Origin of the sequence: Mesorhizobium sp. L2C066B000 (assembly GCF_000502335.1) — a bacterium.
Classification (GTDB): Bacteria; Pseudomonadota; Alphaproteobacteria; order Rhizobiales; family Rhizobiaceae; genus Mesorhizobium.
Genome location: NZ_AYWZ01000006.1, coordinates 149944 through 174759, shown reverse-complemented (window position 1 = coordinate 174759; position 24816 = coordinate 149944). Strand labels below are relative to the sequence as shown.

Below are 24816 nucleotides of genomic sequence, written 5' to 3'. Positions count from 1 at the left end.
TCGCGACCCCGGTTGCGCGTTGGAGCTGCCCTCCAGGCACCTGTGTCGTGGGCCGAGGACTGCTCATTCGTCATCGGCGTTCGGTCGAGCTTGCAAAATTTGGATGATCCGATGTCGCCAAACAATGTGCGGACCGCACTCTGCCCGTTGTGCAACAGCTATGTCCACATCACTGCGACCGAGGCGACACGCGTCCCGTTACCAACAGCTTAGGGCTTCGTAGCGATTGGATCTTGCCTGGCAACGCTGTAGTCACTCGGCTTGTCGCTCCCCGGAAGCTTGCCAGGAACAAGCGCAGACGGATCGAAAAGGGCGCTCTTGTCGGGCTTTGGAATTCCGTACACCAGCAAGCCCGAAACGTGTGCAGCTGCAAATGAGGTTCCCGAGCAAACGTTTGTCTGGCCATTCGGGTTTGCGACGTTGCCCGGCCATAGCGATCGGATCTTTACGCCGGGCGCAGCGAAATCAGGCGGTCCTATCTGGATGCCACTAGTCATGTCGATGTTGCCGTTTCCATAAGCGGAAAAGTTCCAGAACACGTCGGTCTTCCTCACCGCAGAAACGGTGATTACTGCTCCAGTCGGAGTGCCCGTGGAAGGAAACCGGTATCCGCCAGCACGAGCGGGAGAGATGGTCTGCACGTATCCCGAACCGCCAATGACGTCGGTATTTCCGGCAGCAACCGAAATAAAAAGCTGCTTGTTTTGCGCAAGGTCCCGCAGAAGGTCTTCAACCTTCGATTCCGGACTGGGCTCTGTCGTTCCAGACGTTGCCCCGGGTACATACAGCGGATTGTAATAGGCTCCAAAGCTCACGTTCACAACATCGCCTGCGGCGGCGTATGTCTTGACATACTGAAGGGCCGTAAGCGCATTGCTCAACAGGTCGACCGGATATGATGCGGTAAATATTCGCAGCGCGCGTATCCTGATCCCCGGAGCCACTCCAATCAGTTCTAGATTGTTTCCTTTTTTTGCGCCGATTATCCCGGCCACCATGGTTCCGTGTCCGATTGGATCGGCGGGCGTTTCGGAAACGCAACTCCCCGTGCAAAGTCGCTGCTCGACGATCTGCAATTCGTTGGCGATATCTGACCCAGGGCCGATGCCGCTGTCGACAATCCAAACGGTTTTCGTCAGCGCGCTCGCATCCACAGGACTGGGGTTGACCCGCTTGATGTTCCTAGGGAGAGACTCCGTAGTGGAGATGGCTTTTTGATCGTCTTCGTCCCCGCACTCGAAGCCCATGCCGAAAATCAGCGAATTTGAGCTGATCTCGCCTACTTCGAGGATCTTCTCTTCAGCCACCCGAGCGCGGGCGGTCGCGGCTGATACGGGAAGTGTGAGCGCGCTGAGCGAATGCAGATTGCCTACGTTATCGGAGAAATACTTTTCGCCTCCGTTTTGATCGATGAAGGCTTCCCCGAGAATTGTTCGCGCTATCTGGTTGACGTCAGCCTCAGTGTAATCCTTTCCGCGTTTGAGCCATATGATTGACGTGCTGTCAGCCTTGGCCTGCATCTCGGAAATCACGGTGCCAGGAATAGGCTCCAACGGGGTCGCGCCAGATGACTCCTCACCCGCGTTCGCAAGCGGCGCGTTTGCAAGGATCAGGCTTGCGACGAACAGAGTCGGTAAGCAGCGCATGCCAAACCCCCACCGGGCCGATTGCCCAAGTCGCCAATTCGCAATAGAGTAATTTGAAAAGGTGGGCGTGGCAATAATGTCTCACCGTCCTTCCCCGATTTCTCAAGCGGCGGCTTGGGGGACATTTCAGCGGGGTGCTCGTTTGACGGGCTCATGGTGTCTGCCGGTTACAGATAGGGGGATTTGATGGCACGGGCGAGGGCAAAGCGTAATCGGCAGCAGACGGAAATCGCGCAGGCCATAATCGCGGAGTGGTTTCGAGTACTGCCGGAAAGTTCCGGGTCCATCGGAGCCATGGACGAGTACTCACTCACTGCGGCCTTTAATGACATCCTTGACAGGCCCGCACTGGCCATAATCGATGATCCGACCGTCGTGAAGATAGTCGTGCCGCTGCCCCCGGCAGGCATTGCAACGCGTGACCAACTCAGGGACTACCTTGCACGCAATCAGGATTTCGTTGCCGGAATGAGCGCGGCAGCCCTCTTCGGCTGCGGTCGATGAGCGCGGATACCCTGTGAGGCCGGCTTCTAACTGGGAAGGCCAGCCTTCTCCATGTCTCTCGCGAACGCGGCCAGCAGGGCTTCATCCGCAAATGGCCTGCCGTGCGACCACTCCGTCACCGTGAATTTCGGGTCCAGGTCCAGCACACGGCTCGCCGCCCGAAGCGCTTCACTGACCTTGTCCTGACGCATCAACGCGACCGTTAAAGCAAGCCACGCTCTAACGTAACCGGGATGCGATGCGACCACCTCGCGGCAAATCAATTCAGCCTCTTTGGCTCTCCCCACCGCCAGATTGGAGAGTGCAAGATTGGCCGATATCCAAGGCGAGACATGGTGGCTCAGCGAAGCCGCGCGATTATAGGCCCGAATGGCGGCAGGGTAGTTGCCGAGCAGATCCATGAGCGCGCCCTGGTATCCTACGATTTCTGGACTGTGACCCGCGACCGCGACGGCATCATCCATGGCCCGCTGCGCCTCCTGAGGCTTCCGTTGAAGAAATCGCAAGAATGCCAGCAGAGCCAGCACGTCCGAATGGCCGGCGTCAATGCGCGAGGCACGCTCGTATAGAAGTTCGGCCTCGTGGATCGCTTTCTCGTCGTTCTCTGCCCAGCCCAGACGCACCTCGTCGAGATAGCAGAACCCGAAAGCTACCAGGGCGCACAGGTAGGTGGGATCCATGGCCAGTGCACTGGAATAGAATTCCTTCGCCCGCCGATGCCCCTCCCGTGTGTATCGGCGCTCCTCGTCATGACCTCGCTGAAAGGTCTCCCACGCCAAACCACTGCGTGTTCCACGCTTCCAAATCTGCGCCTGTTCCCCGTCGGTCAGCGCCAATTGCAAAGCAGATACGACTTCCGAGGCAATCTGGTCCTGGGCGTCGAAGCTGTCGCGAAGATCGTAGTCGTATCGCTCGGCCCAGATGGTCGCGCCGTCAGACACCGAAATCAGCCGAGGCATGATCCGGAGATGCTGGCCGCGCGCGCTGATGCTCGATCGCAAGACATAATGGGGCTTGCCTCGCGCCACGGCGGTCGTGTCTCGAACCGAGATCGAATTGGTGAGCCGCGCCAAGACAAGATGAATCTCATCTTGCAGAGATGACGCGACGAACCGCGCCGATTGCGAGTCGTCTTGCGGCTCAAACGGTTGAATTTCAACAATCGGCTTTACAATATTCTCTCTATATTGCTGAATGTCCCCTACAAAGTCGGAGCGATATTCATCCGGTTTAGAGCTTACAACACAATATACGTGAACGGTCTCGCTAATATTCTTCAGGCGCTTAGAGCCAATACTTTCGGTAACGACCGAAAACCCATCAGGAAATCGCCGGACGACATCGTCGGACATAAGTATCTGGCCGGGCGCCGCTACTCCCTGAATGCGGGACGCAACGTTGACTGCATGTCCATAGATGTCGCCATCGATTTCAAAAACCTCTCCGAACGCAATTCCAACCCGCCAGCGACTATCTTGCAGCCTATTTTCGAGAAGCGCTGATTGTGCTGCTATGCTAGCAACCGCTGCGTCCGAAGCAGACTCGAAAGCTGCCAGGACGAAGTCACCCGGAGTCGAAACTATCCGTCCGCCATTTGCCTTCAGCGCCTTCACAAACGCGTTGCGCGACGCGACGAGATTACGGACGCCCGTCTCGGGGTTCCGGAAGACGGACTCGCTGTATCCGACCATGTCACCGGCCAGGATGAAGAGTTCTTTCCGCGTCTCGGCCACGATCGTACCGGACGAGGCGGCCTCGCCAGATACTATCGTTTGCACGTCAGCCCGAATTGTTGATTATGTTGCACCGCAGAAGTCATCCTACCTACAAATCGGCGTATTAGCCAGTTGGAATGCAGCGTCGGCCTGCCCGGGACATCGCAGGCGAAGCTCCACATTAGGTCGCGAAAGGCGCTGAGGTTCCCTTTGATCACGTTCGCCAGCCCGCCTGCAGTACTGCCGCTGCCCACTGAATGTCCCTTTCACGTCGCCGCCGCCGTATTGGCACCGGACCACACCGGCCGCCGACGCCTGGTTTCTGGGCGCGCCCGAACCGCAGACGAGGCCTTCAGTCGGACGGTGATGGAAGGCATCGAGCGCAGCAGTGCCGTATATACCGGTCGCGAACAGGTCGTGGTGGCCAACTTCGATGAGATGGAAGGTTCGGCAATAGATCCTCGGGATCTTTTGAAGTATTCGCCCCGACAGTTGGCCCATGCGGAGGTTTGGAACTCCAGCGCTGATCGAGACCAATGGATACCCGGGCCTTTCAACACTGGGCGAGCGATATCATGGTTGGAGATCGAGCATGTCTCAACAGGAAATCGAGGATATGCGCCGGCAGCGTCTTGTCTGCTTTCATACCCGAATTGTTACGATTTCGGATTTTGTTTGGCAGACAGTTCGGGGCTTGCCGCTGGCCTAAATAGAGAAGAGGCGACGCTACGTGCCGTTCTCGAACTTGTTGAACGCGATGCGGTGTCCATATGGTGGTATAATCGCCTTAAATTGCCGGAAGTCACGATACCGCAAAGTCAGGAAGAGTTGGTGAGGTTGTTTCGTAGCTGGTTGCGGACACTTCATCGGAAGCTTCATTTGATTGACCTAACCAATGATCTTGAGATCCCGGTTGTCGCCGCGCTGGCATATGGCGAGGATGGCAAAGGATTCTGGTTTGGTTCCGCTGCTGGCCCGGATCTGCATCAGGCCATTGAGGGTGCTCTGGGCGAGGTCTGCCAGTTCATGCTTTCCGCCAGTTTCGCACGGCCGATGTCTGCCGCCAGGCAGGCCATCCCACCGAATTTCGTCGCTTGGGCTGCTGCCGCGTCGTTGCGACGAAACAGCCATTTGACGCCCTCAGGTCGGCCTGACCATCGCCGTGAGCACGCCGGGCCGGAGGACGTTCTCGGCAAACTCAGGTCAAAGGCCGTTGACCTGTTCGTTGTGTGCTTGTCCCGCGACGATGCGCCAACCGTCGTCCGCGTCCTCGCACCTGCGCTTCGCCCTATCTGGCCCCGATACGCCAAGGGCCGGCTGTTCGAAGTTCCGGTAGCCATGGGCGCGCGCAAGAGTCCTATTTCAGAATCGGACCTTAATCCGACCGCTATTTTGTACTGACCTCAGCCCGCGTTGTCGAGGAGTTCACCGGCGTTGGACAGGTCGCGCACCGCAAAAGTTCAGCCAAGCGGCTTTAGCCTCGCGACTCTTGGAGTGTGTGCCGCTGTAGTGAAACGCGCAGAACTAGCCATTTCCGTACGGCTGGGTAGCGTCCGGCTCCGGGCGGCGTTCCCTTCGTTCTTCAAGGAACAGCTTGGTGTGCTCATCCCGCTCAAGAGGCGTTGTCCCGTGCTCTTGAGAGACGTCCCTGGATCGGCTGGAAGCGTCGATCTTCGCGATGAAGAACCAGGAAAAGCAGCGGATCGCGATTGCCGCGCCTTCCGTTTTCGGTTCGTGACCTTGCCCAAGGTCGTGGCGATCATCCACTCAAAGACCGCTTCGAATGTCCGCTCGATTTCAGAAAGCTACGAGCAGATCGGCGAGCACATCCTGGCAGGTCGGGCGGATCTTGGAATCTCGAGACTGCCGCTGAACGCAAGTCTGTTTGAATGGGTTCCGCTTGGGTCGGCACGAAACGTATGCATCCTTCATCCCGACCACCGTTTCTCAAAACGAACCTGTATCGAGGCGCAAGACCTGGCAGGCGAAACGATCGTCGATATCGATCCCCAGTTCGCCGCTCACCAGATGAACTTCAATGCCTTGCGCTTCGCCGGCGTTGAGCCAGACATACTGGTGGAATTCGATTGCAACGGTCACGAAGCCGGATACGTTTCGGCTGGCCTGGGCATTTCGATCACAAACGAGATCATCGCGCGTGAGTACGCGGCGTTTAACCTAGGAATAAAGCCAGTGGAACCTTCCGCGCTCTATCACTACGTCGCAATTTGGCAGAAGGGCAGGACCTTTTCCAGCGCATTGAATGTCTCGCTCGAGGCGATTATCGCTGCGTTTTCCACGGAGCCGCCTGCGGTTTCCTTAGGAAGCGCCAATTTATTGGCGGTCGGCTAGGCTGCCCTCGCAGTTCGGATCGTGTGCAGGGTTTCCGGCTGAGATGCGTATATCAACGCAACTTCTTCCAATCCTTGCGACCCCTGACAACATCGCTCAATCCATGCTGGATTCGTCGTCGTCCTCCCAGCAACGGCGGATGTCTGGCAAAGTGGTATTAGCCGATTGCCGCAACTCCGTATGTGGCGGTGTCTGTTGAAGCCTCGCCGCGATCACATGAAGTTGCTCCGGCCTCAAGTGGGTATAGCGGCGGAGCATCTTCCAATCCTTGTGCCCGGTGACCATGGCGACCTGCTCGATGCTGAAGCCAGCTTCAAACAGGCGGCTTGTGCCTTCGTGACGCAGGTCTTGGAAGTGCAGGTCCTCGACCTTAAGTTCATGACAGGCACGTCGGAAGCGGTTCCGGCCGACTTCCCATTGTAGGGGAAGATGCGTCCCTTTCCCTCAGTGGAGAAACGCTGCTCTTCGAGGATCGCGCGGGCGTCATAACCACTCACATCGAGGAGCGGGATACGCATGTGATTGCCCTTTTTGTGGCGTGGGTCCTTGCGATCTCGTATCAGCAGGGTGTTGTTGCGGTCGTTCAGGTCCTCCCACGTGGCGTTGCAGATTTCCCCGAGCCGCATGGCGGGGGCGATCGCAAAGCGGATGATCTTGTCGACGGGGATAATCTGGAAGTTGTTTTCTCTGAAGTACCTGATCAGGGCCTCTATCTCGCCAAGTGTCGGCCGCCGATCGCGTTCGTTGCCCTTGCCAACAAGACCCAAGCGGGCGAGGGCGACACGACCAAGTTCCACCGGGTCCGCTGAATAAGGCAGTCCATGCACAGCCGCGCCGTGCACCAGCAATGTCCGGATGTATCCGATGTCTATTCCAACGGTGACAGGTCCGGCGCCTTCCTCGGCTCGTTCCTTGCCGAACTTTATGACCTGTTCGCGACTGAGATCCGCGATGTTGAGCCTTCCGAGCCTGGCTCGTAGCAGGTCCAGGCTGAATGCCTTCGAACGCCCGATCAACTTGCCAACTTCCGTCATATCGGCGATATGCAGGTCGATCAGGTCGGAGACCGTTTTGATCCCGTCCTTGTGCTTGGGAGTAGGCTTCTGACCCAGGTCGATTTCTCGCTCAATTCGGCGCGCCCACATCTCGGCGTCCTTGCGGAGCGAGAAGCTGGTGCTGAGGGAGTGGCCCTTGCAGCGAACCTGCACACGCCACTTGCCGGAAGCCAACTTGTTGATGGACGCCATGGGTGGTCTCTTTTTCGTGCACGCTGTGTGCACAGGGAGGGGTACAAAATGCGAAAACTGACGGATATCGTGTCGTATAACGGCGAACGTGTGCACGTTTTGAGGCCCCGAAAATACGAGAAAAACCGTGATAAATCAAGCCCATAGGATTTCCGTTGCGCCCATGATGGATTGGACAAACCGGCATTGCCGGTTCTTCCACCGCCAGTTGACGCAGCGTGCGCTGCTCTACACCGAAATGGTGGTGGCGGACGCTGTCATCCATGGTGCCCGCGAGCGGCTGCTTGGTTTTGACGAGACCGAACATCCGGTGGCACTGCAGCTCGGTGGCTCCGATGCGCAAAAGCTGGCCGAGGCGGCGCGCATCGGCGAGGCGTTCGGTTACGACGAAATCAATCTCAATGTCGGCTGTCCGTCCGACCGCGTCCAGTCCGGCACGTTCGGCGCCTGCCTGATGAAAGTGCCTGACCTCGTCGCCAATTGTGTGGCGGCGATGAAGGCGGCGGTGACAATCCCGGTGACGGTCAAATGCCGCATCGGCGTCGACGAGCAGGATCCGGAGCCCGCGCTCGACGCGCTGGCCGACGGCGTCTTCGCGGCCGGCGCCGACGCGCTGTGGGTGCATGCGCGCAAGGCCTGGCTGGAGGGTCTGAGCCCGAAGGAAAATCGCGACATCCCGCCGCTCGACTATGACAGGGTCTATCGCCTCAAGGCGGGAAAATCGAACAAATTCGTCGGCATCAATGGCGGCGTTCAATCGCTCGAAGAGGCGGCTCGCCACCTCGATCATGTCGATGGCGCCATGCTTGGCCGCGCGGCCTACCACACGCCAGGCATCCTGGCCGGCGTCGACGCGGCATTCTACGGCGGCAAGGCCGGCACCTACGATTTTGCCGCGCTGATCGACACGATGGCCGACTACACGGCGCGGCATATCGAGCAGGGCGGGCGGCTCGGCCACGTCACTCGCCACATGGTCGGGCTGTTCCACGGCCTGCCCGGCGCGCGCCGCTTCCGGCAGATACTATCTACCGACGCGACGAAACCCGGCGCCGGACCGGATGTGCTGAAGGCTGCGTTCGCTGCCGTCGATTTCGACCGTGTTGAAAAGGCCGCTTAAGCAGTTCAGTCGCGCAGAATCATCCGGTCGCCGCGCACGTCGAAACCCGACAGCGAACCGATGAAATTCATGCCCAGCAGGCTCTGGCTGAGCGCGCCGGGCGCGGCGACCATCACCTGCATGTTCTTGCGCACGATGCCGCCGATCGCCAGTTCGTCGGTGCGCACCGAAGCGGCGCGCGCCATGCCATTGGCGGTCGAGACCGGGACGGTGAAGCTCAGCGCTGCCGGATTGAAGCCGGCCGCCTGCGCGTCTTCGGCGGTGAGCACTGTACTGGTCGCGCCGGTATCGACGACGGTGCGGATCGGCGCGCCGTTGATCGTGATGCGGGCCTCGAAATGGCCGCTGTCGGCCTTGTCCAGGGTCACGGTGGCATGGCCGTCTTCGACGCCGAGCGCCAGCGGGCTGCCGGGAACGAGGCCCGCCGTCACCCGGCTGGCGAAATCCTGCAACTCGTAGCGGTACTGGTAGCCGGCGACGAGCGCCAGCACGATTAGGGCCCACGTGCCGAGATTGCGGGCCATGACGCCGAGCGGCCTGCCGGACCGGACAAGGCCGGCGCTGACCAGCAAGCCGATCGCCCCCAGCCAGACCAGACGGCTGAAATCGTAATTCTCGACGCCGAACGTGGTGCCGGCGTCGTTGTTGATCATCAGCAGCACCAGCCCGAGGCCGATCGCCGCCGTCACGATCCAGAACAGTCGGTTCATTGGACCTGCCGTTTCAAGAGAGGACGTCGCGCTCGCGCGCCATGCGGCTGCGGCGTGTTTCCCGGCGCGGCCGGCGCTCGACCGTTTCCAATCGGGCCGGCAACTCGGCCATGACGCTGCGGCGTACCTCCGGCGTCATGCCCATCCAGGCGCCGATTTCATCGCGCGTGCGGCCACAGCCGAAGCAGAAGCCGGTTTTCATGTCGATCGAACAGACCAGGATGCACGGGGATTCGATGGCCGTCATGACTTTCTCTTGCAGGTTCCGTCCGGAATCCCTCGTTCCATCTCCACATGGTGCAACGGCAAAGCCAATGCAAGCCCTTCGGAATGCGGCGCGGGCAACCGCTTTCGCGCCAATGTCGAGGGGAGTTGTGCCGGCCGGGCAAGGCGGTTATGCCGCTGATCAACCACAGGGGATGATCAGGACCGACATGACCAGCGCGCTGCCCTTCGACGATTTTCGCAATCTGCTGGCGAGCCTGCCGCCTGCCGATACAGTCGCGGAAAACAGGGTGCGCACCCTGTTTTCCAAGGCCGACAAGCCGAAAGCCTCGCTTAGCCGCATCGAGGACATCGCCGCCTGGCTTGCTGCCTGGAGCGGGCGCGCCCCGCCGGCAGTGAACCGGCCCCTGGTGGCGATCTTCGCCGGTAACCATGGCGTGACCCGCCACGGCATCTCGCCGCGCCCTGTCGCTGCGACCGCAAACGCCGTTGAGCTGTGCGCCGCCGGCGGTGCGGCAATCAACCAGATCTGCGTCGCCAACAATCTTGGCCTCAAGGTGTTCGACCTGGCGCTGCACATTGCGACCGCCGACATCACCGAGGACGCCGCCCTCGACGAACGCGGCTGCGCCGCCACCATGGCCTTCGGCATGGAAGCCATCGCCGGTGGCGCCGATCTGATTTGCCTTGGCGATCTCGGCGTCGGCAACTCCACCGTTGCGGCGGCCTTGTGCGCTGCCCTGTTCGGTGGCAGCGGCGCCGACTGGGTCGGCCCCGCCTCGGGCGCCGACGCGGCCATGCAGGCGCGCAAGGCTGATGTAGTCGATAAAGCCGTCGCCTTGCATGGTGCGGCTCTGAAGGACCCCCTGGAAGCACTGCGCCGGGTCGGCGGCCGCGAATTCGCGGCCATTGCCGGCGCCATCCTCGCCGCCCGGATGCAAAAAATCCCGGTGCTGCTCGATGGCTTCGCCGCGACCGCCGCCGCTGCCGTGCTGCATGCCGCCAACCCAGGTGCGCTCGATCATTGCCTGATGGCCAGTCTGTCGCCGGAGCCCGGCCAAAGGCTTGCCGCTGAGCGGCTCGGCCTCAGGCCGCTGTTCGATCTCGGCATCAGCCACGGCGAAGGGGCAGGGGCCGCCCTTGCCGCCGGTCTGGTCAAGGCGGCGGCGCTTACCAGTTCGGGCATGGCGGCGGCGGTCAAAGCCTAGAACAAGCTGTCAGCGTCGGCGAGCCGCCGCGACCGCCTTTGTCGGCAGCGCCGGCAGTTCCTCCATCACTCGGGCGAGCGGGAAGATGGCGATTGCCTCGGTGCCTTCGCGCAATTTCGACTGAAGTTCGAATTCGCCGCCATGCATGGCGAGCAGGCCCTGCACAATCGGCAGTCCGAGCCCGGTGCCTTGTTCGGCGCTCTTGATGGCGATCGAGCCCTGGCCGAAGGCGGACAGCACGATCGGGATTTCGTCTTCCGGTATGCCCGGCCCATTGTCCTTGACCGAAATGTACTGGCCGCCGCCCGCCGTCCAGCCGACGCGCACGCGAACTTCGCCGCCGGTGGCGGTGAATTTGATGGCGTTGGACAGGAGGTTGAGCGTGATCTGCCGCACCGCGCGCTCGTCGGCGAACAGCCGCGGCAGGGCACTTTCGAAATCCTGGACGATGCGGATGTCCTTGTTGCGCGCCTTCAATTCCATCATGTGGCAGCAATCTTCGGCGATGTTGAGCAGCATCACCGGCTCTTCGTTGAGCTGATAGCGGCCGGCCTCGATGCGCGACAGATCAAGGATTTCGTTGATCAGGTCGAGCAGATGCTGGCCGGAATCGTGCACGTCGCGGGCGTAGTCGCGATAGGTGGGGTTGCTCATCGGCCCGAGCACCTCATTGGCCATCACCTCGGAAAACCCGAGAATGGCGTTGAGGGGCGTCCTCAGCTCATGGCTCATAGAAGCAAGGAAGCGCGACTTCGCCAGATTGGCGTCTTCGGCCCGCCGACGAGCTTCGTCCGACATTGATTTCGCTGTCTCCACCTCGGCGAGCAGCGCGTCCTTTTCGGAGCGGAAGGACAGAAGTATCAGCGACGAGCGGTTGAGATGGCGCGCGATATAGGCAAAGAACGGCAATGCCGCGACCAGCAGGGCGACCATGATCGTCCCGACCGGCACCCAAAATTTCGTTTCAGCATAGGCATAGACCGCCACCGGAACGACGAAGGTGGCAAGCAGAGAGCCGCGCAAGGACGACGCCATGATAGCGGTCGCCGCCATGGCCAGCAGCAGCACCACCGCCTTGGCGGCCTGGAACTGGTCGATCTGGCAGGTGGCGCAGCCGAGCCATGCGAACCACGCCCAGCCGAGGCCGCACAGCGAATGTCCGATCAGGAAATCCCTGCGGGTGCGAACAGGGTTGAGCTCGGCAGCTTCGGTGCGGCCGACGCGCCGCGCCATGAAGGCGACGATCGAATAGCAGATCAGGGTGAACAGCGCCCAGACGCTGATCTGTTTGTCCACACCGGCCAGCAGCCCGGCCGCCGCGACCGCCAACACCAGCAGTGGGATGACGGCTGCGCCGCCCACCATGGTCCCGGCGTGCAGCTTCAGCAGTTCGCGGTCGAAGTCGAGATTGCCGACCTGCTGCGAAAGACGGTCGCGCGTCTTGCGCACCGCGCGCGCCACATCGCTGTTGCGGTGCGGTTTCCGGCGGTCCACAATGAATTTATCCGCTGTGTTCGAGCGTAGCAGAGGCATGGAAACTTCGATTTATGCGCGCAGCGATCTCAATTCGTTAAGCTACGTTCGAATGATTAAGAGACGGTTTGCCATATGAGCCGTTCGTGGTCGCCAAGGCCGCGCCGGCGATACTATCCGCCGCCGCCGCGAAGCCTGTGGCGCAAGCTGCTGGATTACGCGCTGACGGTCATTCTGCTCGGCCTGCTGATCCTGCTCGCCGCACGCCTCGACCGTTTCGAGACGCGCAAGGCGCAAGGGGTGGCGATCGTCAACGATGGCGATTCACTCACTCTTGGCACCGAACGTATCCGCATGCGCGGCATCGACGCTCCGGAATACCAGCAGATCTGCCGTAGGGATGGCGCAGACTACGCCTGCGGCAGGCTGGCGCGCCAGGCGCTGGTGCGGCTGATATCAGGAAATCCGGTGACCTGCAGCGGCTGGCAGCGCGACCGCTACGGCCGCCTGCTCGGCGATTGCAAGGCCGGTGGAAAGGATCTCAACCGGGCCCAGGTTGAGGCCGGCTGGGCCATTGCCTATGGCGATTTCGACACCGAGCAGGCCATTGCCCGCGCCGGCAAGGTTGGCATCTGGGCCGGCACTTTCGATCAGCCGCAAGACTGGCGCGAAAGCCACCACGGCGGCCCGCTCGAAAGAAAGCACGGCACCCTGGCTTCGGTCGGTGACGCCTTGCGAGAGATGTTTCGCTTCTGGTGACGAGCACTATAGTTGAAGGACCAGATCGGGAGGATAAGCATGAAACTGTTCGACGGCGGCCGCGCCCCCAATCCGCGGCGCGTGCGGGTTTTCCTCGCCGAAAAGGGCATCGCAGTGCCGCTGGTGCCGGTCGACATGGGTGCGATGGGGCACAAGCAGGAGCCGGTCAGGTCGCGCAACCCGCTGCAGCGGCTGCCGGTGCTCGAGCTCGACGACGGTACCATCCTCACCGAATCCGTCGCCATATGCCGCTATTTCGAGGAACTGCATCCCGAACCGGCGCTGTTCGGGCAAGGCGCGCTCGGCAAGGCCAAGGTCGAGATGTGGCAAAGGCGCATGGAGTTCAATCTGCTCAGCTGCGTCGCCCAGGCTTTTCGCCACATCCATCCGGCGATGAAGGAATGGGAAATTCCGCAGATCCCCGAATGGGGCGAGGCCAACAAGGCGAAAGCGGTTGAATTCCTGAAACTGCTCGAGCCCGAACTGGCAAACTGCGAATTCGCCGCCGGCGACGCCTATTCGATCGCCGATATCACCGGCATGATCGCCATGGATTTCATGAAACCGGCGCGCATCAAAGTGCCGGACGAGTGCACAAACGTGCTGCGCTGGTACAGTGCCGTCTCCAGTCGCCCGAGCGCTTCCGCCTGATGGAGGCGGAACTCGAACGCCTGACGGCAAAGGTCCGCGCTTGCCGCATCTGCGTCGACACTCCAGTCGGCAGGCCACTGCCGCACGAGCCGCGCCCGGTGCTGCTGCCATCATCCAGCGCCCGCATCCTGCTCGCCGGCCAGGCGCCAGGCACAAAGGTGCATTTGTCGGGCATGCCGTTCACCGACGCGTCCGGCGACCGCTTGCGAAGCTGGCTGGGCGTAACCAGCGAGGAATTCTACGACACGGAAAAATTCGCCATCGTGCCGATGGGGTTCTGCTTCCCCGGCCAGGACGCAAAGGGCGGTGACCTGCCGCCGCGCCGAGAATGCGCGCTGGCCTGGCGCGCGCCGCTGATGGCGCTGATGCCGCAGATCGACCTCGTCTTGACAATCGGCTCCTACGCGCAATCCTGGCATATGGGCGCCACGCGCCGGCCGTCGCTGACCGAAACCGTGAAGGACTGGCGCACCATCTGGGATGCGCTGGCCAGCCCGAAAGTGCTGCCGCTGCCACACCCGTCATGGCGCAACTCAGGATGGCTGAAGCAGAATCCATGGTTTGAAATGGATTTGCTGCCGTTTCTGAGATCGGAAATCCGCTATCGCATAGATTAGACTTTAAGCAAGATATCACTCGCTTTTGTGCCATCCGGCAGAATTTCTTTCTTGTGAAAGGTCGAAATAAGAGGGAGTATAGCCAATCTATTCCCAAAGCGCGTCGCGCCCGAGGGAACGCGGCCTGCACCAGGAGCACCTCAATGGATCGCCTCGACAGAAAAATTCTCCGCCTCCTGCAGGAGGACGCGACGCTCGCGGTTGCCGATGTCGCCAAGAAAGTCGGCCTGTCGACGACGCCGTGCTGGCGCCGCATCCAGAAGCTGGAGGAAGAGGGCGTCATCAAGCGGCGCGTCGCCATCCTCGACCACGAAAAGGTCAATGTGCGCGTCACCGTTTTCGTGTCGATCCGCACCAATTCGCACAGCCATGAATGGCTGCGGCGTTTCTCGGAAGTCATCCAGGAATTTCCCGAAGTGGTCGAATTCTACCGCATGAGCGGCGACGTCGACTATCTCCTGCGCGTCGTGGTGCCCGACATCGCCGCCTATGACGCCTTCTACAAGCGGCTGATCGCCAAGATCGAGATCCGCGACGTATCGTCGTCCTTCGCCATGGAGCAGATCAAGTACACGACCGAAATGCCGCTCGACTACATGCTGCTGGACAAGGAATCCGGCGCCAACGCGGCCTGAGCGCGGTTGTCCGTGACTGGGCGGTGACGCTGCACAAGCAGGCGGCGCTTAGTTTTTCTTTTTGTTGAGGAAACTCCAGGGCGAGTTGACCGGCAGCGTGATCGTGTCCGGCACCTTGTCGACTGCCACCACATCGGCTTTGCGTACGGTGTAGCCGGACTGGATGATGCTGACGCCGTCGAGAATGAACAGCTGGCTCTTCTCCAAGCCGGGCCGCAAGGCGCCGGTCACGGCAACCGACTCATAGGCCTGCGACATCTTGTAGGGACGAGCCGGCGTCACCAGCACGATCTGGTTGGGCGGCGGCGTCGGCATGTGGCTGCAAGCGCCTGTCCACGGCACCAGCAGGAACTGGTAGACGAGATCGCCATCACGGTCGACCGGCAATGCATAGCCGGCTAATTGTACCGTCTTGTCCTGCAGGTTGAGCGACAATGTCTCGCCACGATCGGGCAGTTTTGCCGCAATCATCGGCAGGCCGGCATCTTCGGCCACCGCCTGCGTCGCAGGACGCAGATCTTTCCAGAAGATGTGCGCGGTTTGGCCTGAGGCGTTGGTAGCGGTGAACACCAACAACGCGGCTGCAAGCGCCAAGGTCGATTTGAGAGGACTGCTCATCGGCCGCTTCCTTTGTGCAGGAGTAAAGACGCCGCGGCCGATCGCGTCAACGCTCGAGCCGCATCACATGTCTGCGAGAGCCGGCCATGCCGACCTCATGGAACCCGCGAGCGATGAACATGTCGCGAAACCCCATGAAACGGTAGCTCGGCGATGCCTCGTCGACCGGGTAGGCCTCGATCACGCCGGCGCCCTTGGCAAAGGCGTGATCTATGACGGCGTCAAGCAGCGCTGCCGCCAGCCCGCCGCCGCGCAGCGCCCTTGGCACATAGAAGCAGACGATCGACCAGATGCCGGTCTCGTCATCGTCCTGTTGCGACGTCAGCTTCCGATATGTCTGGCGCGGCGCGACCGAGCACCAGCCGACGGTCTTGCCGTCAATCTGGGCCAAGATTCCGACCGGCGTACCGGCCTCGACAAGCGCCATCATGGCCCGTTTCAACTCGGCGTGCTGGACATGCTCGCGGCGGCCGGGCAGGGGCCGCCAGGCCATGCACCAGCAATACTTCGGACCGCCTTGCGCTTCGAAGAGGCCTTCGAAATCGGCGCGCGTCTGCCGCGTCACCTCGGTGAACCGGACGTTGGCTAGGTCAGCCTTTTCTGGCGGCGATCCGCTCGATGATCTTGGCATTGGTGAGTTCCCGTACGGCGTCCTTGCCAATCCAGCGCGCCGTCTTGTCGGCCGACTGGGCCAGTCGTTCGGCCACGGCAAGGGCAGCGCCGTGCATCTCCAACGATCGCTTCCCGATCGAACGAAGCGCCCAGTTTACCGCCTTCTTCACGAAATTGCGGCTGTCGGTGGCATGCGCTTCGATGATCGGCAGGAAGCCGAGGAAAGTCGCCACCGGCTCCTGCTTCCGGTGCACGACGGACCACGCCATCATGGCGAAGGCCGTGCGTCGAACGAACTCGCGCTCGTCCGCCGCGAACTCTTCAATCAGCTCCTTCCAGGCGTCCGTGTCGACGAAGAGATCGGAGACGCCGTCGACGATGTCCCAGGAATCGAAGGACGCGGCCCATTGTCGTGCATCCGCGGCTGAGAAGCGCTTCGGGTCGGCCGTGACGGAAGCGATGAACTGCGCCTCCATGATGCCGGTCTGCCAAAGCTCGAAAGCACGCTCGTGGTTGCGCTTGATCTTTTTGGCGATCTGCCGCTGCATGCGATGTGAGATGCCGAGCGCGCGCTCGATCTTGATGCCGTAGCGCAGCATACCGCGGCGATTGTCCTCCGAGCCGATCGAGCGCAAATGGGCGACGATCTCGTCGGCGTTCGATTGGGGCGAAAGCTCGGCCATTGCGAACGCCTATTTTTCCAGGCGCGCCAGCAGGGACGAGGTGTCCCAGCGCTTGCCGCCCATCGCCTGCACATCCTTGTAGAACTGGTCGACAAGGGCGGTCACCGGCAGTCTCGCGCCATTGCGGTCGGCTTCATCGAGGCAGATGCCGAGATCCTTGCGCATCCAGTCGACGGCAAAGCCGAAATCATATTTACCGGCATTCATCGTCTTGTGGCGGTTCTCCATCTGCCAGGACCCGGCAGCGCCCTTGGAGATGACTTCGATGACCTTCTCGATGTCGAGCCCGGCCCTCTTGCCGAAGTGGATGCCTTCGGCCAGTCCCTGCACCAGCCCGGCAATGGTGATCTGATTGATCATCTTGGTGAGCTGGCCGGCGCCCGACGGCCCCATCAGCCCGACCATGCGGGCAAAGGCGTCGATGACCGGCCTGGCCCTGTCGAAGGCAGCCTGCTCGCCGCCGACCATCACCGTCAGCACGCCGTTCTCAGCGCCCGCCTGGCCGCCGGAAACCGGCGCGTCGAGGAAGGAAAAGCCGGCCTTTTCAGCGGCGTCGGCCAGTTCGCGCGCGACTTCGGCCGAAGCGGTGGTGTTGTCGATGAAGACAGAGCCTTTTTTCATCGCGGCGAAGGCGCCATCGGCCCCGGTCGTCACCGAGCGCAGATCGTCGTCATTGCCGACGCAGGAGAAGACGAAATCCTGGCCCTCTGCGGCGTCCGCCGGCGTCGCGGCAGACTTGCCGCCATGCTGGGCCACCCATTGTTCCGCCTTCGCCGCGGTGCGGTTGTAGACGGTGACGTCGTGGCCGCCTTTGTTCCTGAGGTGCCCGGCCATGGGATAGCCCATCACGCCAAGACCGAGAAATGCCACAGATGCCATGAGTTTGCCCTTCAGACGGAACGGAATTGTCTTGGAAAGCTCTAGGCTCTACGCGCCATTCGTCAAGACGCGCATGAGCCGATCGACTGGTACAGCCGACCGCTCAGCGGATCAGATGAATGGTGATCCGCCGCTCGATCCATTCGACGCCATGTCGCAGGATCTCGACCATCACCAGATAGACGATGGCGACCCAGACATAGGCCTGGAAGTCGAAGGACTTGGCGTAGGCGAGCTTCGCGTTGCCCATCAAATCATAGACGGTGATGATGGCAACGATGGCGGAGGCCTTGATCATCAAGACGAGTTCATTGCCGTAGGGCCGGAGCGCCACGATAAACGCCTGCGGCAGGATGACCTTGCGCAGCGTCTGCAATTTGTGCAGGCCGAGCGAAGCAGCGCCCTCCCATTGGCCTCTCGGAACACTTTCTATGGCGCCGCGCAGGATTTCGGCCTGGTAGGCGGCGGTGTTGAGCGCGAAGGCAAACACACCGCAATTGAAGGCGTCGCGGAAGAACCACCACAGTCCGACGGATTCGAGCTGCACCCGGAATGAGCCCAGGCCGTAATAGACGAGATAGACCTGGACGAGCAGTGGCGTGCCGCGGAAGAAATAGACGTAGCAATAGGCCAGGACGGACAAATAGCGGTTCTTCGACATGCGGGCATAGGTGACGGGCAGCGAAAAGAGCGCGCCGAGCACCATCGAGATGGCCACCAGCGCAAGCGTGGTTCCCAAGCCCTGCAGATAGGCAGGCGCGTATCTGGCGAAGAACTCGCCATTCCAGGCGTAAACCAGATAGACGGCGATGCCGATGCCGAACAGGATCCAGAAGCCGACCAGCGCGTAGCCGACGATACGGGCCCGCGGCCAGCCTCGCGCCCGTGGTGGTGGCTTCTCGATGTCGACGGCGGCGCGCGTCACGACGCTCATCGTGCCTCCCTTCTCCCGAGCGAACGCAGGATGAAGCCGGTGGCGATCGACGACAGGATGGCAAGGATAAGGAACACCATCGCCGCGACGCTGTAGAACAGGAAGGAATGTTTGGTGACACGGGCCGCCACGCCGGCGTTGCGCAAGGTTTCAGCCAGATTGACGACCGACACCAGGGCCGTGTCCTTGAGCAGGCTCAGCCAGCAATTCTCAAGGCCGGGGAAGGCGATGCGCAGCAGCTGCGGCAGGATCACCTTGCGCATCGTCTGCCATTTCGACAGCCCGATCGCATAGCCGCCCTCATACTGGCCCTTCGGAATGGCGCGAAAGGCCGACAGGAAGACTTCGCTGGAATACGACGAAAAGATCAGCGACAGCACGATCATGCCGGCGAGGAAGCTGTCGACATCGACCGTCGCTTCCGGCCTGAACAGACGGATGACATACTGCAAGAGGATCGGCATGCCGAAGAAGAACAGGAAAAGCGTCACCAGTTCCGGCAGTCCGCGAAACACCGTGGTGTAGATGTTGGCAGCCACGCGAAGCGACGGCTCTTCGGATTGTTTTGCCCAGGCGACGAAAAAGCCGATCGTCAGGCCGATCGGCAGTGTCGCCAGCGCGAGCGCAATGGTGACCAGTGCGCCATAGGCAATATCGTCAATCCAGCCATCGGGTCCCCAAGTGAGAAGTATCCATATGTTCTGGCTTGGCATTGACGGGTCTTGTCTCCACTTCTGTCAGGCCAAGGCGGCAGCAGGAAATTTCCCCTGCCGCCTTGTTTCAGACGATCAGGACTCGGCGCCGAAGACGTCGAACTTGAAGTACTTGTCGTTGATTTCCTTGTACTTTCCGTTGGCGCGGATTGCGTCGATGGCGCTGTTCAACTTGTTGACCAGATCCGTCTCGCCCTTGCGCACGGCGATGCCGGCGCCCGGTCCAAAGATATCGACCGGCTGCGGCGAAGGCTGGCCGAGAATCTTGCAGCAGGCGCCATCAGGCGAATCCAGGAACTGTTGCAACACGACGATATCGTCCTCGATCGCGTCGAGACGGCCATTGGCGAGATCAGCCTGCTCTTCGGGGCTGCTCGGATAGCCCTTGACCGTGCTGTCCGTATAGGTTTTCGAGGCATAATTGAAATGCGTCGTGGTGGTTGCGACGCCGATGGTCTTGCCGGCCAGGTCTTCCTTGGTCACGCCCTTGAGGGTCGAATCCTTGGGTACCGCGATCGCCGACGGCGTGTTGTAGTATTTGTGGGTGAAGTCAACCTTCTCGGCGCGCTCCGGCGTGATCGACATCGAGGCGACGATGGCGTCGAACTTGCCGGCCTGCAGGGCCGGAATGATGCCGTCCCAATCCTGGGCGACGAAGGTGCACTTGACCTTCATCTCGTCGCAGAGCGCCTTGGCGATGTCGATGTCGAAGCCCACGAGCTGGCCGTCGGAGGTCAGGTTGTTGAATGGGGGGTAGGCGCCTTCGGTGCCGATTCTCAGGGTCGTTTCCTGAGCCTGGGCGACGCCGAGCGTCAGCAGCGCAGCCGATGCGGCGAGCGCGATACGCAGTGCAATACGCATGATAGTCCTCTCTTTATGGCTCCCGGCCGTCGTTCCGGAACGGCTCTGTGGGGCGGTGCTTTTGACCGCCCGCTGGCGCGATACTCCCACTGTTTTCGGGAGAAAAGCAACTGTAAAACCGTTGCTTGCGGGATTTGCGGGTCCAGCCAATGCCGACGCCGGGTTAATGCATGTCGCCCAAAAGTGCGCAGCGGTTTTGGGACGACGACATGCATAAATAAAACAACCTGAAGCGCGTCGCATGAGGCCGTTCAGGCGAGACGCGCTTAGACAATGCAACGGCTGAAGAGGGCGGCTGACCCGGGCGAGGGCAGGCGCCTCAAGGTTTGAGGCCGGTCATGCGCTCGATGAAGTCGGCTATCCCTCCCGTGTCGTCGAGATCGAACACAGGCAGGCTTTCGCCGGTAACCGCGAAGTCGGCGGCAATCGCCACGATATGTCCGTCGTTCGCCGACAGCGGCGAGCGGTCCTTGGCCTCCTGCCGCCGGGTCTCGATCTTTTTGTGCACCTCGCGTTTGTAGCCTTCGACCAGCACGATGTCGCACGGGGCCAACCGCGACAGGACCGTCTCCAGCGTCGGCTCGTCCTCACCGCGCAATTCATGCATCAGCGCCCAGCGTTTGCCCGACACCACCGCGACTTCGGTGGCGCCCGCCTGGCGGTGACGAAAGCTGTCGGCGCCAGGCTTGTCGATGTCGAACTCATGATGGGCGTGTTTGACCGTCGACACTGTCCAGCCGCGCCGGACGAGCTCTGTGACCAGCTTCTCGGTCAGTGTGGTCTTGCCGGAATTCTTCCAGCCGGTGATGCCGAAGATGTTCATGGGCCGATGCTCTGCAACAGACGCTCGGCCACCGCAAGGTCGTGCGGTGTGTTGATGTTGAAGAACGGGTCGATCTCGTCACTGCCGTGGGTCAGCAACGGAAATTCCACTTCGACACAGTCGTGCCGCTCGATGAAGGCGGAGACGCGCCTGTTGTCCTCGTCGATCAGGAAATGGCGCAAGGCCTCACGCAGCCCGAGCGGCCACAGCGCAAAGGTCGGATGCCGCCTGCCGCCGGAACTGGCAACAGCGATGGAGCCTGGTCGCTCGTCAACAGCCGCAGCCAGCCTCTCGACCAGGTCCACCGGCAGGAACGGCGTGTCGCCGGCGGCCGTCGCCAATGCCTTGAAAGCGGTATTCGCTGCCGCCCATTCGAGGCCGGTGAGAATTCCGGCCAGCGGTCCGGCATAGCCTTCCACCGCATCGGCGAGAACCGGAAGACCGGCCGCGGCGAAGCGCGCCGGGTCACTATTGGCGCTGAGCGCCAGCGATCCGACCTGCGGCGCCAGGCGGGCAACGACATGGTCGAGAAGCGGACGCTCGCCAAGCGCTAGCAAAGTCTTGTCGCCGCCGCCCATGCGCCGTGACAGGCCTCCGGCCAGGATAATTCCTGCAATGTCTTGGCTCATGGCCAACCTATATGCCGTCCGGCGCCATGTCGGGTCCAGCGCTTTCGGCCGCCGGCTTCTGCCGGCCGACGACCCGTTCGCGATAGAGCGCGTAGAGGCCGGAGCCGATGATGATGGCGGAGCCAACGATCATCGGCAGGTCGGGAACATCGCCGAAGATGATGAGGCCAAGCAGCATCGACCAAAAGAGGGCGGTGTAGCGGAATGGCGCAATGAAGGAGATGTCGCCGGCCCGCATTGCCATGATGATGAACTGGTAGCCGATCAGCACCAGCACCGCCGCCAATGCCAAAAGTGCCGAGCCTTTGCCGGACATCGGCGTCCAGCCGCCCATCGGCGACAGCAGCACGGCGCCAACGATGGTCATGGCGATTGCCGTTGCCGTCGACACCAGCAAGGTCGGGATAGCCCTCGGGATGCGCTTGGTGGCGAGGTCACGTACTGCGCAACAGGCGACGCTGACGAGTGCGTACAGCGAATAGATGCTGAAGCCTTCGAAGCCTGGCCGCACGATGATCAGCACGCCGCCAAAGCCGACCGCGATCGCCAGCCAGCGCCGCCAGCCGACCGCTTCGCTGAATACGAGTGCCGCCCCCATCGTCACCGCCAGCGGCAGCGCCTGCAGCACCGCCGAGACATTGGCGATCGGCAGATGCGCTAATGCCACAAGGAAGGCGACGGTGGCGCCGGCCTCGGCGACCACGCGAAGCGTCACCAGCGGCTGCAGCATCGACCTCGGTCGCGCGAGCGCGCCTTGCTGCCAGGCGAGCAGGCCGACGAGCAGCGACGCAAAGGCGCCGCGCACCAGCATCACCTGCGCCATGTTCATCGATTCCGACGAGAACTTGGTGATGGCGTCGTTGAGGGTGAAGCCGATCATGGCCACCATCATGCACAGCGCGCCGCGAATGTTTGGGGAAAGAGGCAAGGGCGTTACCGGTTTTGCAAGAGCAATTCCAGAAAAGTGTGAAACGGTTTTCCGTCCGGAATTGCGTGAAAACAAAGAATAAAGCGGTTCGACGTTTCGGCGAAACGGTGAACCGCCCAAGCCTGTAGCAGCCGGCGGCAAGACAGCAACGTCAAAGAAATAGGCCACGGATTTTCACCCGTGGCCCACAAAATCGCTAAGAGGGCTGGCCGGATGACCAGCAGGCTCATTTCGGGGTCAGCACCTCGGTGCCGCTGCCGTTCTTGCCGGCGATGGTCCACAGGCCGTGCAGCGAGCCGTCATCCTCTACCTTGTAGACGACGAGACCGATTTCCTTGCCCATGACATAGCCGGCGGAGAAGGCATCGTCGTTGCGCATGCAGATGCCGTCCGACGATGATCCGCCCGTCTCCCAATGGATGGTGCAGGTGGTCTCGCTGGTCAGCGTGATGGTGGCTTCGCCGCCATATTTCGAGCCGTCGAAATTGGTGCCCGCAACGGTGTAGCTGCCACCGATGGACTGTGCTGCTGCCGGCGCGGCGGCAAACCCAAGCATTGCAAGAGAAAGTAAGAATGTGCGCATGTCGTATTCCCCCAAACCGAGCGACGAGCCGCTATAGGCCGAAATTTAGGGCGGAACGCGATGGCGGTAAATCGGGTTTGCAGCGTCGAGAGCGATTTATTCCCAGTGTTGCTCAGCCCCATGCAGGCTGTCGCCGATAGCGCCGACCAGTGGGTCGTACTTGGCCCTGAGCGAGGCGGGATATTCGATCCAGACTGTATGGATTGCATCCTCTTTTTCGAAGACGATTCGGGTATAGAAGATCTTGTCGCCTTTGGTGCTTGAGACCACTGCCCAGTTCTTACCGGTTTTGCTGTAAGTGACCTTTTCCCCAGAGTCAGGGTCGGCTTTTTCCTTTTCAACCAGACTGTCGGGCGTATCTTCCGTCAGCTTGTATCCGCCGTAACAGGACAAGCTCGCACCATCGGGGCTAAGCCATTTTCGACCGTCGCCATTGAGGGACTCAGGCATCGGCTTGCTGAAAATCTGGCTCAGGAACGTGCACACCGTGCCATAGCGCGCATTGATGTAGGTGAACGGCTTTGCGGGCGCCACTGTGGTCGCCAATGATAGGGCCACGACCAGCGCTGACAGCCCGGTTTGGCAAACACGCTGCATGGAAATCCCCCTCGCTTCCAACGGAAGCATTCTGCACCAATCGCGGAGAAAATCAGCCGCCGGTGACGCTCATATGTCTCGACACCGACGGGCGGCTGGTGCGGCGGTCGATGATGAAATCATGGCCTTTCGGCTTGCGGCCGATCGCTTCGTCGATGGCAGCAGCGACCAGCTCGTTGCCTTCTGAGGCACGCAACGGCGCGCGCAGGTCGGCGGCATCCTCCTGACCCAGGCACATATAGAGCGTGCCGGTGCACGTCAGCCGCACGCGGTTGCAGCTTTCGCAGAAATTATGCGTCATCGGCGTGATGAAGCCCAGCCTGCCGCCGGTCTCTGCGACATGGACGTAGCGGGCCGGACCGCCGGTCTTGTAGGGGATGTCGCTCAGCGTGAACTGGCGCTCGAGCGAAGCGCGCAGCAGCGATAGCGGCAGATACTGGTCGGTCCGGTCGGCGTCGATCTCGCCCATCGGCATGGTTTCGATGACGGTCAAGTCCATGCCGCGGCCATGCGCCCAGCGCATCATCTCCGGCAGCTCGACGTCGTTGAAGTCCTTCAGCGCAACGGCGTTGAGCTTCACCTTCAGCCCCGCCGCCTGCGCGGCATCGATGCCTTGCATGACCTTGCCGAGATGGCCCCAGCGGGTGATGGCGTGGAACTTGTCGGCATCGAGCGTATCCAGCGAGACATTGATGCGCTCGACACCGCAATCGGCAAGCTCGGCGGCAAAGCGCGACAGCTGCGAGCCATTGGTGGTCAGCGTCAACTCTTCCAGCGCGCCGCTCTTCAGGTGCCGCGACAGCTGGCGCACCAGATGCATGATGTTCTTGCGCACCAGCGGCTCGCCGCCGGTGAGGCGCAGTTTGCGCACGCCCTTTTCGATGAAGACGGTGCAGAGCCGGTCGAGTTCCTCGAGCGACAGCAGGTCCTTCTTGGGCAGGAACGCCATGTCCTCGGCCATGCAATAGGTGCAGCGGAAATCGCAGCGGTCGGTGACCGACACGCGCAAGTAGCTGATCGTGCGACCGAAGGGATCGATCATGTCCATGCGTTCAAGCATTCCCGTGGCTGCGAGTGGCGCCGTTATATACGGC

The 24816-nt window shown here is 61.4% G+C and carries 30 protein-coding genes; 9 read left to right on the top strand and 21 right to left on the bottom strand.

The annotated features are described in order from the left end of the window. Positions 1-209 precede the first annotated feature (209 nt). Positions 210-1646, bottom strand: a complete 1437-nt coding sequence (locus X733_RS149760) for a S8 family serine peptidase (protein WP_023818918.1) — start codon at positions 1644-1646, stop codon at positions 210-212. A gap of 186 nt (positions 1647-1832) precedes the next feature. Here X733_RS149760 and X733_RS149765 point away from each other — a divergent pair, with 186 nt between their 5' ends. Further along, the gene (locus tag X733_RS149765; RefSeq protein WP_023738810.1) at positions 1833-2150 is read left to right on the top strand and encodes a hypothetical protein; all 318 of its coding nucleotides are present in this window, start codon (positions 1833-1835) and stop codon (positions 2148-2150) included. A gap of 26 nt (positions 2151-2176) precedes the next feature. On the opposite strand, the gene X733_RS149770 is transcribed toward X733_RS149765, so the two are convergent. Further along, positions 2177-3883, bottom strand: a complete 1707-nt coding sequence (locus tag X733_RS149770; RefSeq protein ID WP_155924214.1) for a tetratricopeptide repeat protein — start codon at positions 3881-3883, stop codon at positions 2177-2179. Positions 3884-4075: 192 nt separating this feature from the next. On the opposite strand from X733_RS149770, the gene X733_RS1000000168110 reads away from it, so the two are divergent. Together X733_RS1000000168110 and X733_RS01000000166275 are read left to right on the top strand one after the other, a co-directional pair. After that, complete coding sequence (locus X733_RS1000000168110; RefSeq protein ID WP_155924213.1) at positions 4076-5266, top strand: YcaO-like family protein; 1191 nt, start codon at positions 4076-4078, stop codon at positions 5264-5266. Between the two features lie 33 nt (positions 5267-5299). Next, positions 5300-6217, top strand: coding sequence for a LysR family transcriptional regulator substrate-binding protein (locus X733_RS01000000166275; protein WP_196813733.1), 918 nt, complete (start codon positions 5300-5302; stop codon positions 6215-6217). A 96-nt stretch (positions 6218-6313) separates the two neighbouring features. On the opposite strand, the gene X733_RS1000000170835 is transcribed toward X733_RS01000000166275, so the two are convergent. Both X733_RS1000000170835 and X733_RS01000000166270 read right to left on the bottom strand, forming a co-directional pair. After that, positions 6314-6562 (bottom strand): tyrosine-type recombinase/integrase, encoded by a 249-nt coding sequence (locus X733_RS1000000170835; protein WP_245274440.1) that lies wholly within the window; start codon positions 6560-6562, stop codon positions 6314-6316. Continuing rightward, on the bottom strand, positions 6451-7464 hold the full coding sequence (locus X733_RS01000000166270) for a site-specific integrase (protein WP_245274434.1): 1014 nt from the start codon (positions 7462-7464) through the stop codon (positions 6451-6453). The genes X733_RS1000000170835 and X733_RS01000000166270 overlap by 112 nt, the downstream gene beginning before the upstream one ends. A 127-nt stretch (positions 7465-7591) precedes the next feature. On the opposite strand from X733_RS01000000166270, the gene dusA reads away from it, so the two are divergent. Continuing rightward, a complete protein-coding gene (gene dusA / locus X733_RS149780) occupies positions 7592-8584 on the top strand; it encodes a tRNA dihydrouridine(20/20a) synthase DusA (protein ID WP_031193371.1) in 993 nt (330 codons plus the stop codon). Between the two features lie 5 nt (positions 8585-8589). Here the strand turns inward: dusA and X733_RS149785 are convergent, their stop codons facing one another. Together X733_RS149785 and X733_RS149790 are read right to left on the bottom strand one after the other, a co-directional pair. Then, positions 8590-9294 carry a TIGR02281 family clan AA aspartic protease gene (locus tag X733_RS149785; protein WP_023818914.1) on the bottom strand — a complete coding sequence of 235 codons (705 nt, stop codon included), beginning with the start codon at positions 9292-9294 and terminating at the stop codon, positions 8590-8592. A 13-nt stretch (positions 9295-9307) separates the two neighbouring features. After that, entirely contained in the window at positions 9308-9541 is a 234-nt protein-coding gene (locus X733_RS149790; RefSeq protein ID WP_023824914.1) for a DUF1289 domain-containing protein, read from the bottom strand. A gap of 187 nt (positions 9542-9728) precedes the next feature. Between X733_RS149790 and X733_RS149795 the strand changes: the two genes are divergently transcribed. Further along, positions 9729-10727 (top strand): nicotinate-nucleotide--dimethylbenzimidazole phosphoribosyltransferase, encoded by a 999-nt coding sequence (locus X733_RS149795; RefSeq protein ID WP_023818913.1) that lies wholly within the window; start codon positions 9729-9731, stop codon positions 10725-10727. A gap of 9 nt (positions 10728-10736) precedes the next feature. Here the strand turns inward: X733_RS149795 and X733_RS149800 are convergent, their stop codons facing one another. After that, the gene (locus X733_RS149800) at positions 10737-12260 is read right to left on the bottom strand and encodes a HAMP domain-containing sensor histidine kinase (protein ID WP_023818912.1); all 1524 of its coding nucleotides are present in this window, start codon (positions 12258-12260) and stop codon (positions 10737-10739) included. Between the two features lie 75 nt (positions 12261-12335). Here X733_RS149800 and X733_RS149805 point away from each other — a divergent pair, with 75 nt between their 5' ends. The 4 genes from X733_RS149805 (at position 12336) to X733_RS149820 (ending at position 14862) form a co-directional block, all read left to right on the top strand. Continuing rightward, on the top strand, positions 12336-12959 hold the full coding sequence (locus tag X733_RS149805; protein ID WP_023750711.1) for a thermonuclease family protein: 624 nt from the start codon (positions 12336-12338) through the stop codon (positions 12957-12959). Positions 12960-12998: 39 nt separating this feature from the next. Beyond that, a complete protein-coding gene (locus X733_RS149810) occupies positions 12999-13610 on the top strand; it encodes a glutathione S-transferase (protein ID WP_023752261.1) in 612 nt (203 codons plus the stop codon). Beyond that, complete coding sequence (locus tag X733_RS149815) at positions 13610-14227, top strand: uracil-DNA glycosylase family protein (RefSeq protein WP_023714215.1); 618 nt, start codon at positions 13610-13612, stop codon at positions 14225-14227. Before X733_RS149810 ends, X733_RS149815 begins: the two co-directional genes overlap by 1 nt. Before the next feature lie 143 nt (positions 14228-14370). Further along, a complete protein-coding gene (locus X733_RS149820) occupies positions 14371-14862 on the top strand; it encodes an Lrp/AsnC family transcriptional regulator (RefSeq protein WP_023669013.1) in 492 nt (163 codons plus the stop codon). Between the two features lie 48 nt (positions 14863-14910). Here X733_RS149820 and X733_RS149825 read toward each other — a convergent pair whose 3' ends face one another. The 14 genes from X733_RS149825 to moaA all read right to left on the bottom strand — a co-directional run bounded on the left by X733_RS149825 (position 14911) and on the right by moaA (position 24770). Further along, positions 14911-15480 carry a DUF3299 domain-containing protein gene (locus X733_RS149825; RefSeq protein WP_023818911.1) on the bottom strand — a complete coding sequence of 190 codons (570 nt, stop codon included), beginning with the start codon at positions 15478-15480 and terminating at the stop codon, positions 14911-14913. 46 nt (positions 15481-15526) lie between these two features. Beyond that, positions 15527-16111: a GNAT family N-acetyltransferase gene (locus X733_RS149830; protein WP_023818910.1), complete on the bottom strand. Its 585-nt coding sequence runs from the start codon at positions 16109-16111 to the stop codon at positions 15527-15529. Beyond that, positions 16071-16775: a DNA alkylation repair protein gene (locus X733_RS149835; RefSeq protein ID WP_023738821.1), complete on the bottom strand. Its 705-nt coding sequence runs from the start codon at positions 16773-16775 to the stop codon at positions 16071-16073. The genes X733_RS149830 and X733_RS149835 overlap by 41 nt, the downstream gene beginning before the upstream one ends. Positions 16776-16784: 9 nt before the next feature. Then, positions 16785-17654, bottom strand: coding sequence for an NAD(P)-dependent oxidoreductase (locus X733_RS149840; protein WP_023750707.1), 870 nt, complete (start codon positions 17652-17654; stop codon positions 16785-16787). A gap of 103 nt (positions 17655-17757) precedes the next feature. Beyond that, positions 17758-18588 carry an ABC transporter permease gene (locus tag X733_RS149845; RefSeq protein ID WP_023688511.1) on the bottom strand — a complete coding sequence of 277 codons (831 nt, stop codon included), beginning with the start codon at positions 18586-18588 and terminating at the stop codon, positions 17758-17760. Further along, on the bottom strand, positions 18585-19301 hold the full coding sequence (locus X733_RS149850; protein ID WP_023669007.1) for an ABC transporter permease: 717 nt from the start codon (positions 19299-19301) through the stop codon (positions 18585-18587). Before X733_RS149850 ends, X733_RS149845 begins: the two co-directional genes overlap by 4 nt. A gap of 75 nt (positions 19302-19376) precedes the next feature. Next, on the bottom strand, positions 19377-20162 hold the full coding sequence (locus tag X733_RS149855; RefSeq protein ID WP_023688509.1) for an ABC transporter substrate-binding protein: 786 nt from the start codon (positions 20160-20162) through the stop codon (positions 19377-19379). A 319-nt stretch (positions 20163-20481) separates the two neighbouring features. After that, entirely contained in the window at positions 20482-20985 is a 504-nt protein-coding gene (gene mobB / locus X733_RS149860) for a molybdopterin-guanine dinucleotide biosynthesis protein B (protein ID WP_023738823.1), read from the bottom strand. Next, on the bottom strand, positions 20982-21614 hold the full coding sequence (gene mobA, locus X733_RS149865; protein WP_023706846.1) for a molybdenum cofactor guanylyltransferase MobA: 633 nt from the start codon (positions 21612-21614) through the stop codon (positions 20982-20984). Before mobA ends, mobB begins: the two co-directional genes overlap by 4 nt. A 7-nt stretch (positions 21615-21621) precedes the next feature. Next, positions 21622-22542: a DMT family transporter gene (locus tag X733_RS149870; RefSeq protein ID WP_023730566.1), complete on the bottom strand. Its 921-nt coding sequence runs from the start codon at positions 22540-22542 to the stop codon at positions 21622-21624. Positions 22543-22547: 5 nt separating this feature from the next. Beyond that, positions 22548-22772 carry a hypothetical protein gene (locus tag X733_RS1000000170500; protein ID WP_155924212.1) on the bottom strand — a complete coding sequence of 75 codons (225 nt, stop codon included), beginning with the start codon at positions 22770-22772 and terminating at the stop codon, positions 22548-22550. Then, positions 22769-23125, bottom strand: a complete 357-nt coding sequence (locus tag X733_RS149875) for a hypothetical protein (RefSeq protein ID WP_023669002.1) — start codon at positions 23123-23125, stop codon at positions 22769-22771. The genes X733_RS1000000170500 and X733_RS149875 overlap by 4 nt, the downstream gene beginning before the upstream one ends. A 96-nt stretch (positions 23126-23221) precedes the next feature. Next, positions 23222-23722, bottom strand: a complete 501-nt coding sequence (locus X733_RS149880) for a hypothetical protein (protein ID WP_023818909.1) — start codon at positions 23720-23722, stop codon at positions 23222-23224. A 52-nt stretch (positions 23723-23774) separates the two neighbouring features. Beyond that, complete coding sequence (gene moaA, locus X733_RS149885; RefSeq protein ID WP_031193366.1) at positions 23775-24770, bottom strand: GTP 3',8-cyclase MoaA; 996 nt, start codon at positions 24768-24770, stop codon at positions 23775-23777. Between the last annotated feature and the right edge of the window lie 46 nt (positions 24771-24816).

Excerpts from the sequence above, each read along its gene's own strand:
- X733_RS149760 (WP_023818918.1), bottom strand. The coding sequence starts at position 1,646 with ATGCGCTGCTTACCGACTCTGTTCGTCGCAAGCCTGATCCTTGCAAAC.
- X733_RS149765 (WP_023738810.1), top strand. The coding sequence starts at position 1,833 with ATGGCACGGGCGAGGGCAAAGCGTAATCGGCAGCAGACGGAAATCGCG.
- X733_RS01000000166270 (WP_245274434.1), bottom strand. The coding sequence starts at position 7,464 with ATGGCGTCCATCAACAAGTTGGCTTCCGGCAAGTGGCGTGTGCAGGTT.
- X733_RS149785 (WP_023818914.1), bottom strand. The coding sequence starts at position 9,294 with ATGAACCGACTGTTCTGGATCGTGACGGCGGCGATCGGCCTCGGGCTG.
- X733_RS149790 (WP_023824914.1), bottom strand. The coding sequence starts at position 9,541 with ATGACGGCCATCGAATCCCCGTGCATCCTGGTCTGTTCGATCGACATG.
- X733_RS149795 (WP_023818913.1), top strand. The coding sequence starts at position 9,729 with ATGACCAGCGCGCTGCCCTTCGACGATTTTCGCAATCTGCTGGCGAGC.
- X733_RS149800 (WP_023818912.1), bottom strand. The coding sequence starts at position 12,260 with ATGCCTCTGCTACGCTCGAACACAGCGGATAAATTCATTGTGGACCGC.
- X733_RS149805 (WP_023750711.1), top strand. The coding sequence starts at position 12,336 with ATGAGCCGTTCGTGGTCGCCAAGGCCGCGCCGGCGATACTATCCGCCG.
- X733_RS149810 (WP_023752261.1), top strand. The coding sequence starts at position 12,999 with ATGAAACTGTTCGACGGCGGCCGCGCCCCCAATCCGCGGCGCGTGCGG.
- X733_RS149815 (WP_023714215.1), top strand. The coding sequence starts at position 13,610 with ATGGAGGCGGAACTCGAACGCCTGACGGCAAAGGTCCGCGCTTGCCGC.
- X733_RS149820 (WP_023669013.1), top strand. The coding sequence starts at position 14,371 with ATGGATCGCCTCGACAGAAAAATTCTCCGCCTCCTGCAGGAGGACGCG.
- X733_RS149825 (WP_023818911.1), bottom strand. The coding sequence starts at position 15,480 with ATGAGCAGTCCTCTCAAATCGACCTTGGCGCTTGCAGCCGCGTTGTTG.
- X733_RS149830 (WP_023818910.1), bottom strand. The coding sequence starts at position 16,111 with ATGCCAAGATCATCGAGCGGATCGCCGCCAGAAAAGGCTGACCTAGCC.
- X733_RS149835 (WP_023738821.1), bottom strand. The coding sequence starts at position 16,775 with ATGGCCGAGCTTTCGCCCCAATCGAACGCCGACGAGATCGTCGCCCAT.
- X733_RS149840 (WP_023750707.1), bottom strand. The coding sequence starts at position 17,654 with ATGGCATCTGTGGCATTTCTCGGTCTTGGCGTGATGGGCTATCCCATG.
- X733_RS149845 (WP_023688511.1), bottom strand. The coding sequence starts at position 18,588 with ATGAGCGTCGTGACGCGCGCCGCCGTCGACATCGAGAAGCCACCACCA.
- X733_RS149850 (WP_023669007.1), bottom strand. The coding sequence starts at position 19,301 with ATGCCAAGCCAGAACATATGGATACTTCTCACTTGGGGACCCGATGGC.
- X733_RS149855 (WP_023688509.1), bottom strand. The coding sequence starts at position 20,162 with ATGCGTATTGCACTGCGTATCGCGCTCGCCGCATCGGCTGCGCTGCTG.
- mobB (WP_023738823.1), bottom strand. The coding sequence starts at position 20,985 with ATGAACATCTTCGGCATCACCGGCTGGAAGAATTCCGGCAAGACCACA.
- mobA (WP_023706846.1), bottom strand. The coding sequence starts at position 21,614 with ATGAGCCAAGACATTGCAGGAATTATCCTGGCCGGAGGCCTGTCACGG.
- X733_RS1000000170500 (WP_155924212.1), bottom strand. The coding sequence starts at position 22,772 with ATGAGCCTGCTGGTCATCCGGCCAGCCCTCTTAGCGATTTTGTGGGCC.
- X733_RS149875 (WP_023669002.1), bottom strand. The coding sequence starts at position 23,125 with ATGCGCACATTCTTACTTTCTCTTGCAATGCTTGGGTTTGCCGCCGCG.
- X733_RS149880 (WP_023818909.1), bottom strand. The coding sequence starts at position 23,722 with ATGCAGCGTGTTTGCCAAACCGGGCTGTCAGCGCTGGTCGTGGCCCTA.
- moaA (WP_031193366.1), bottom strand. The coding sequence starts at position 24,770 with ATGGACATGATCGATCCCTTCGGTCGCACGATCAGCTACTTGCGCGTG.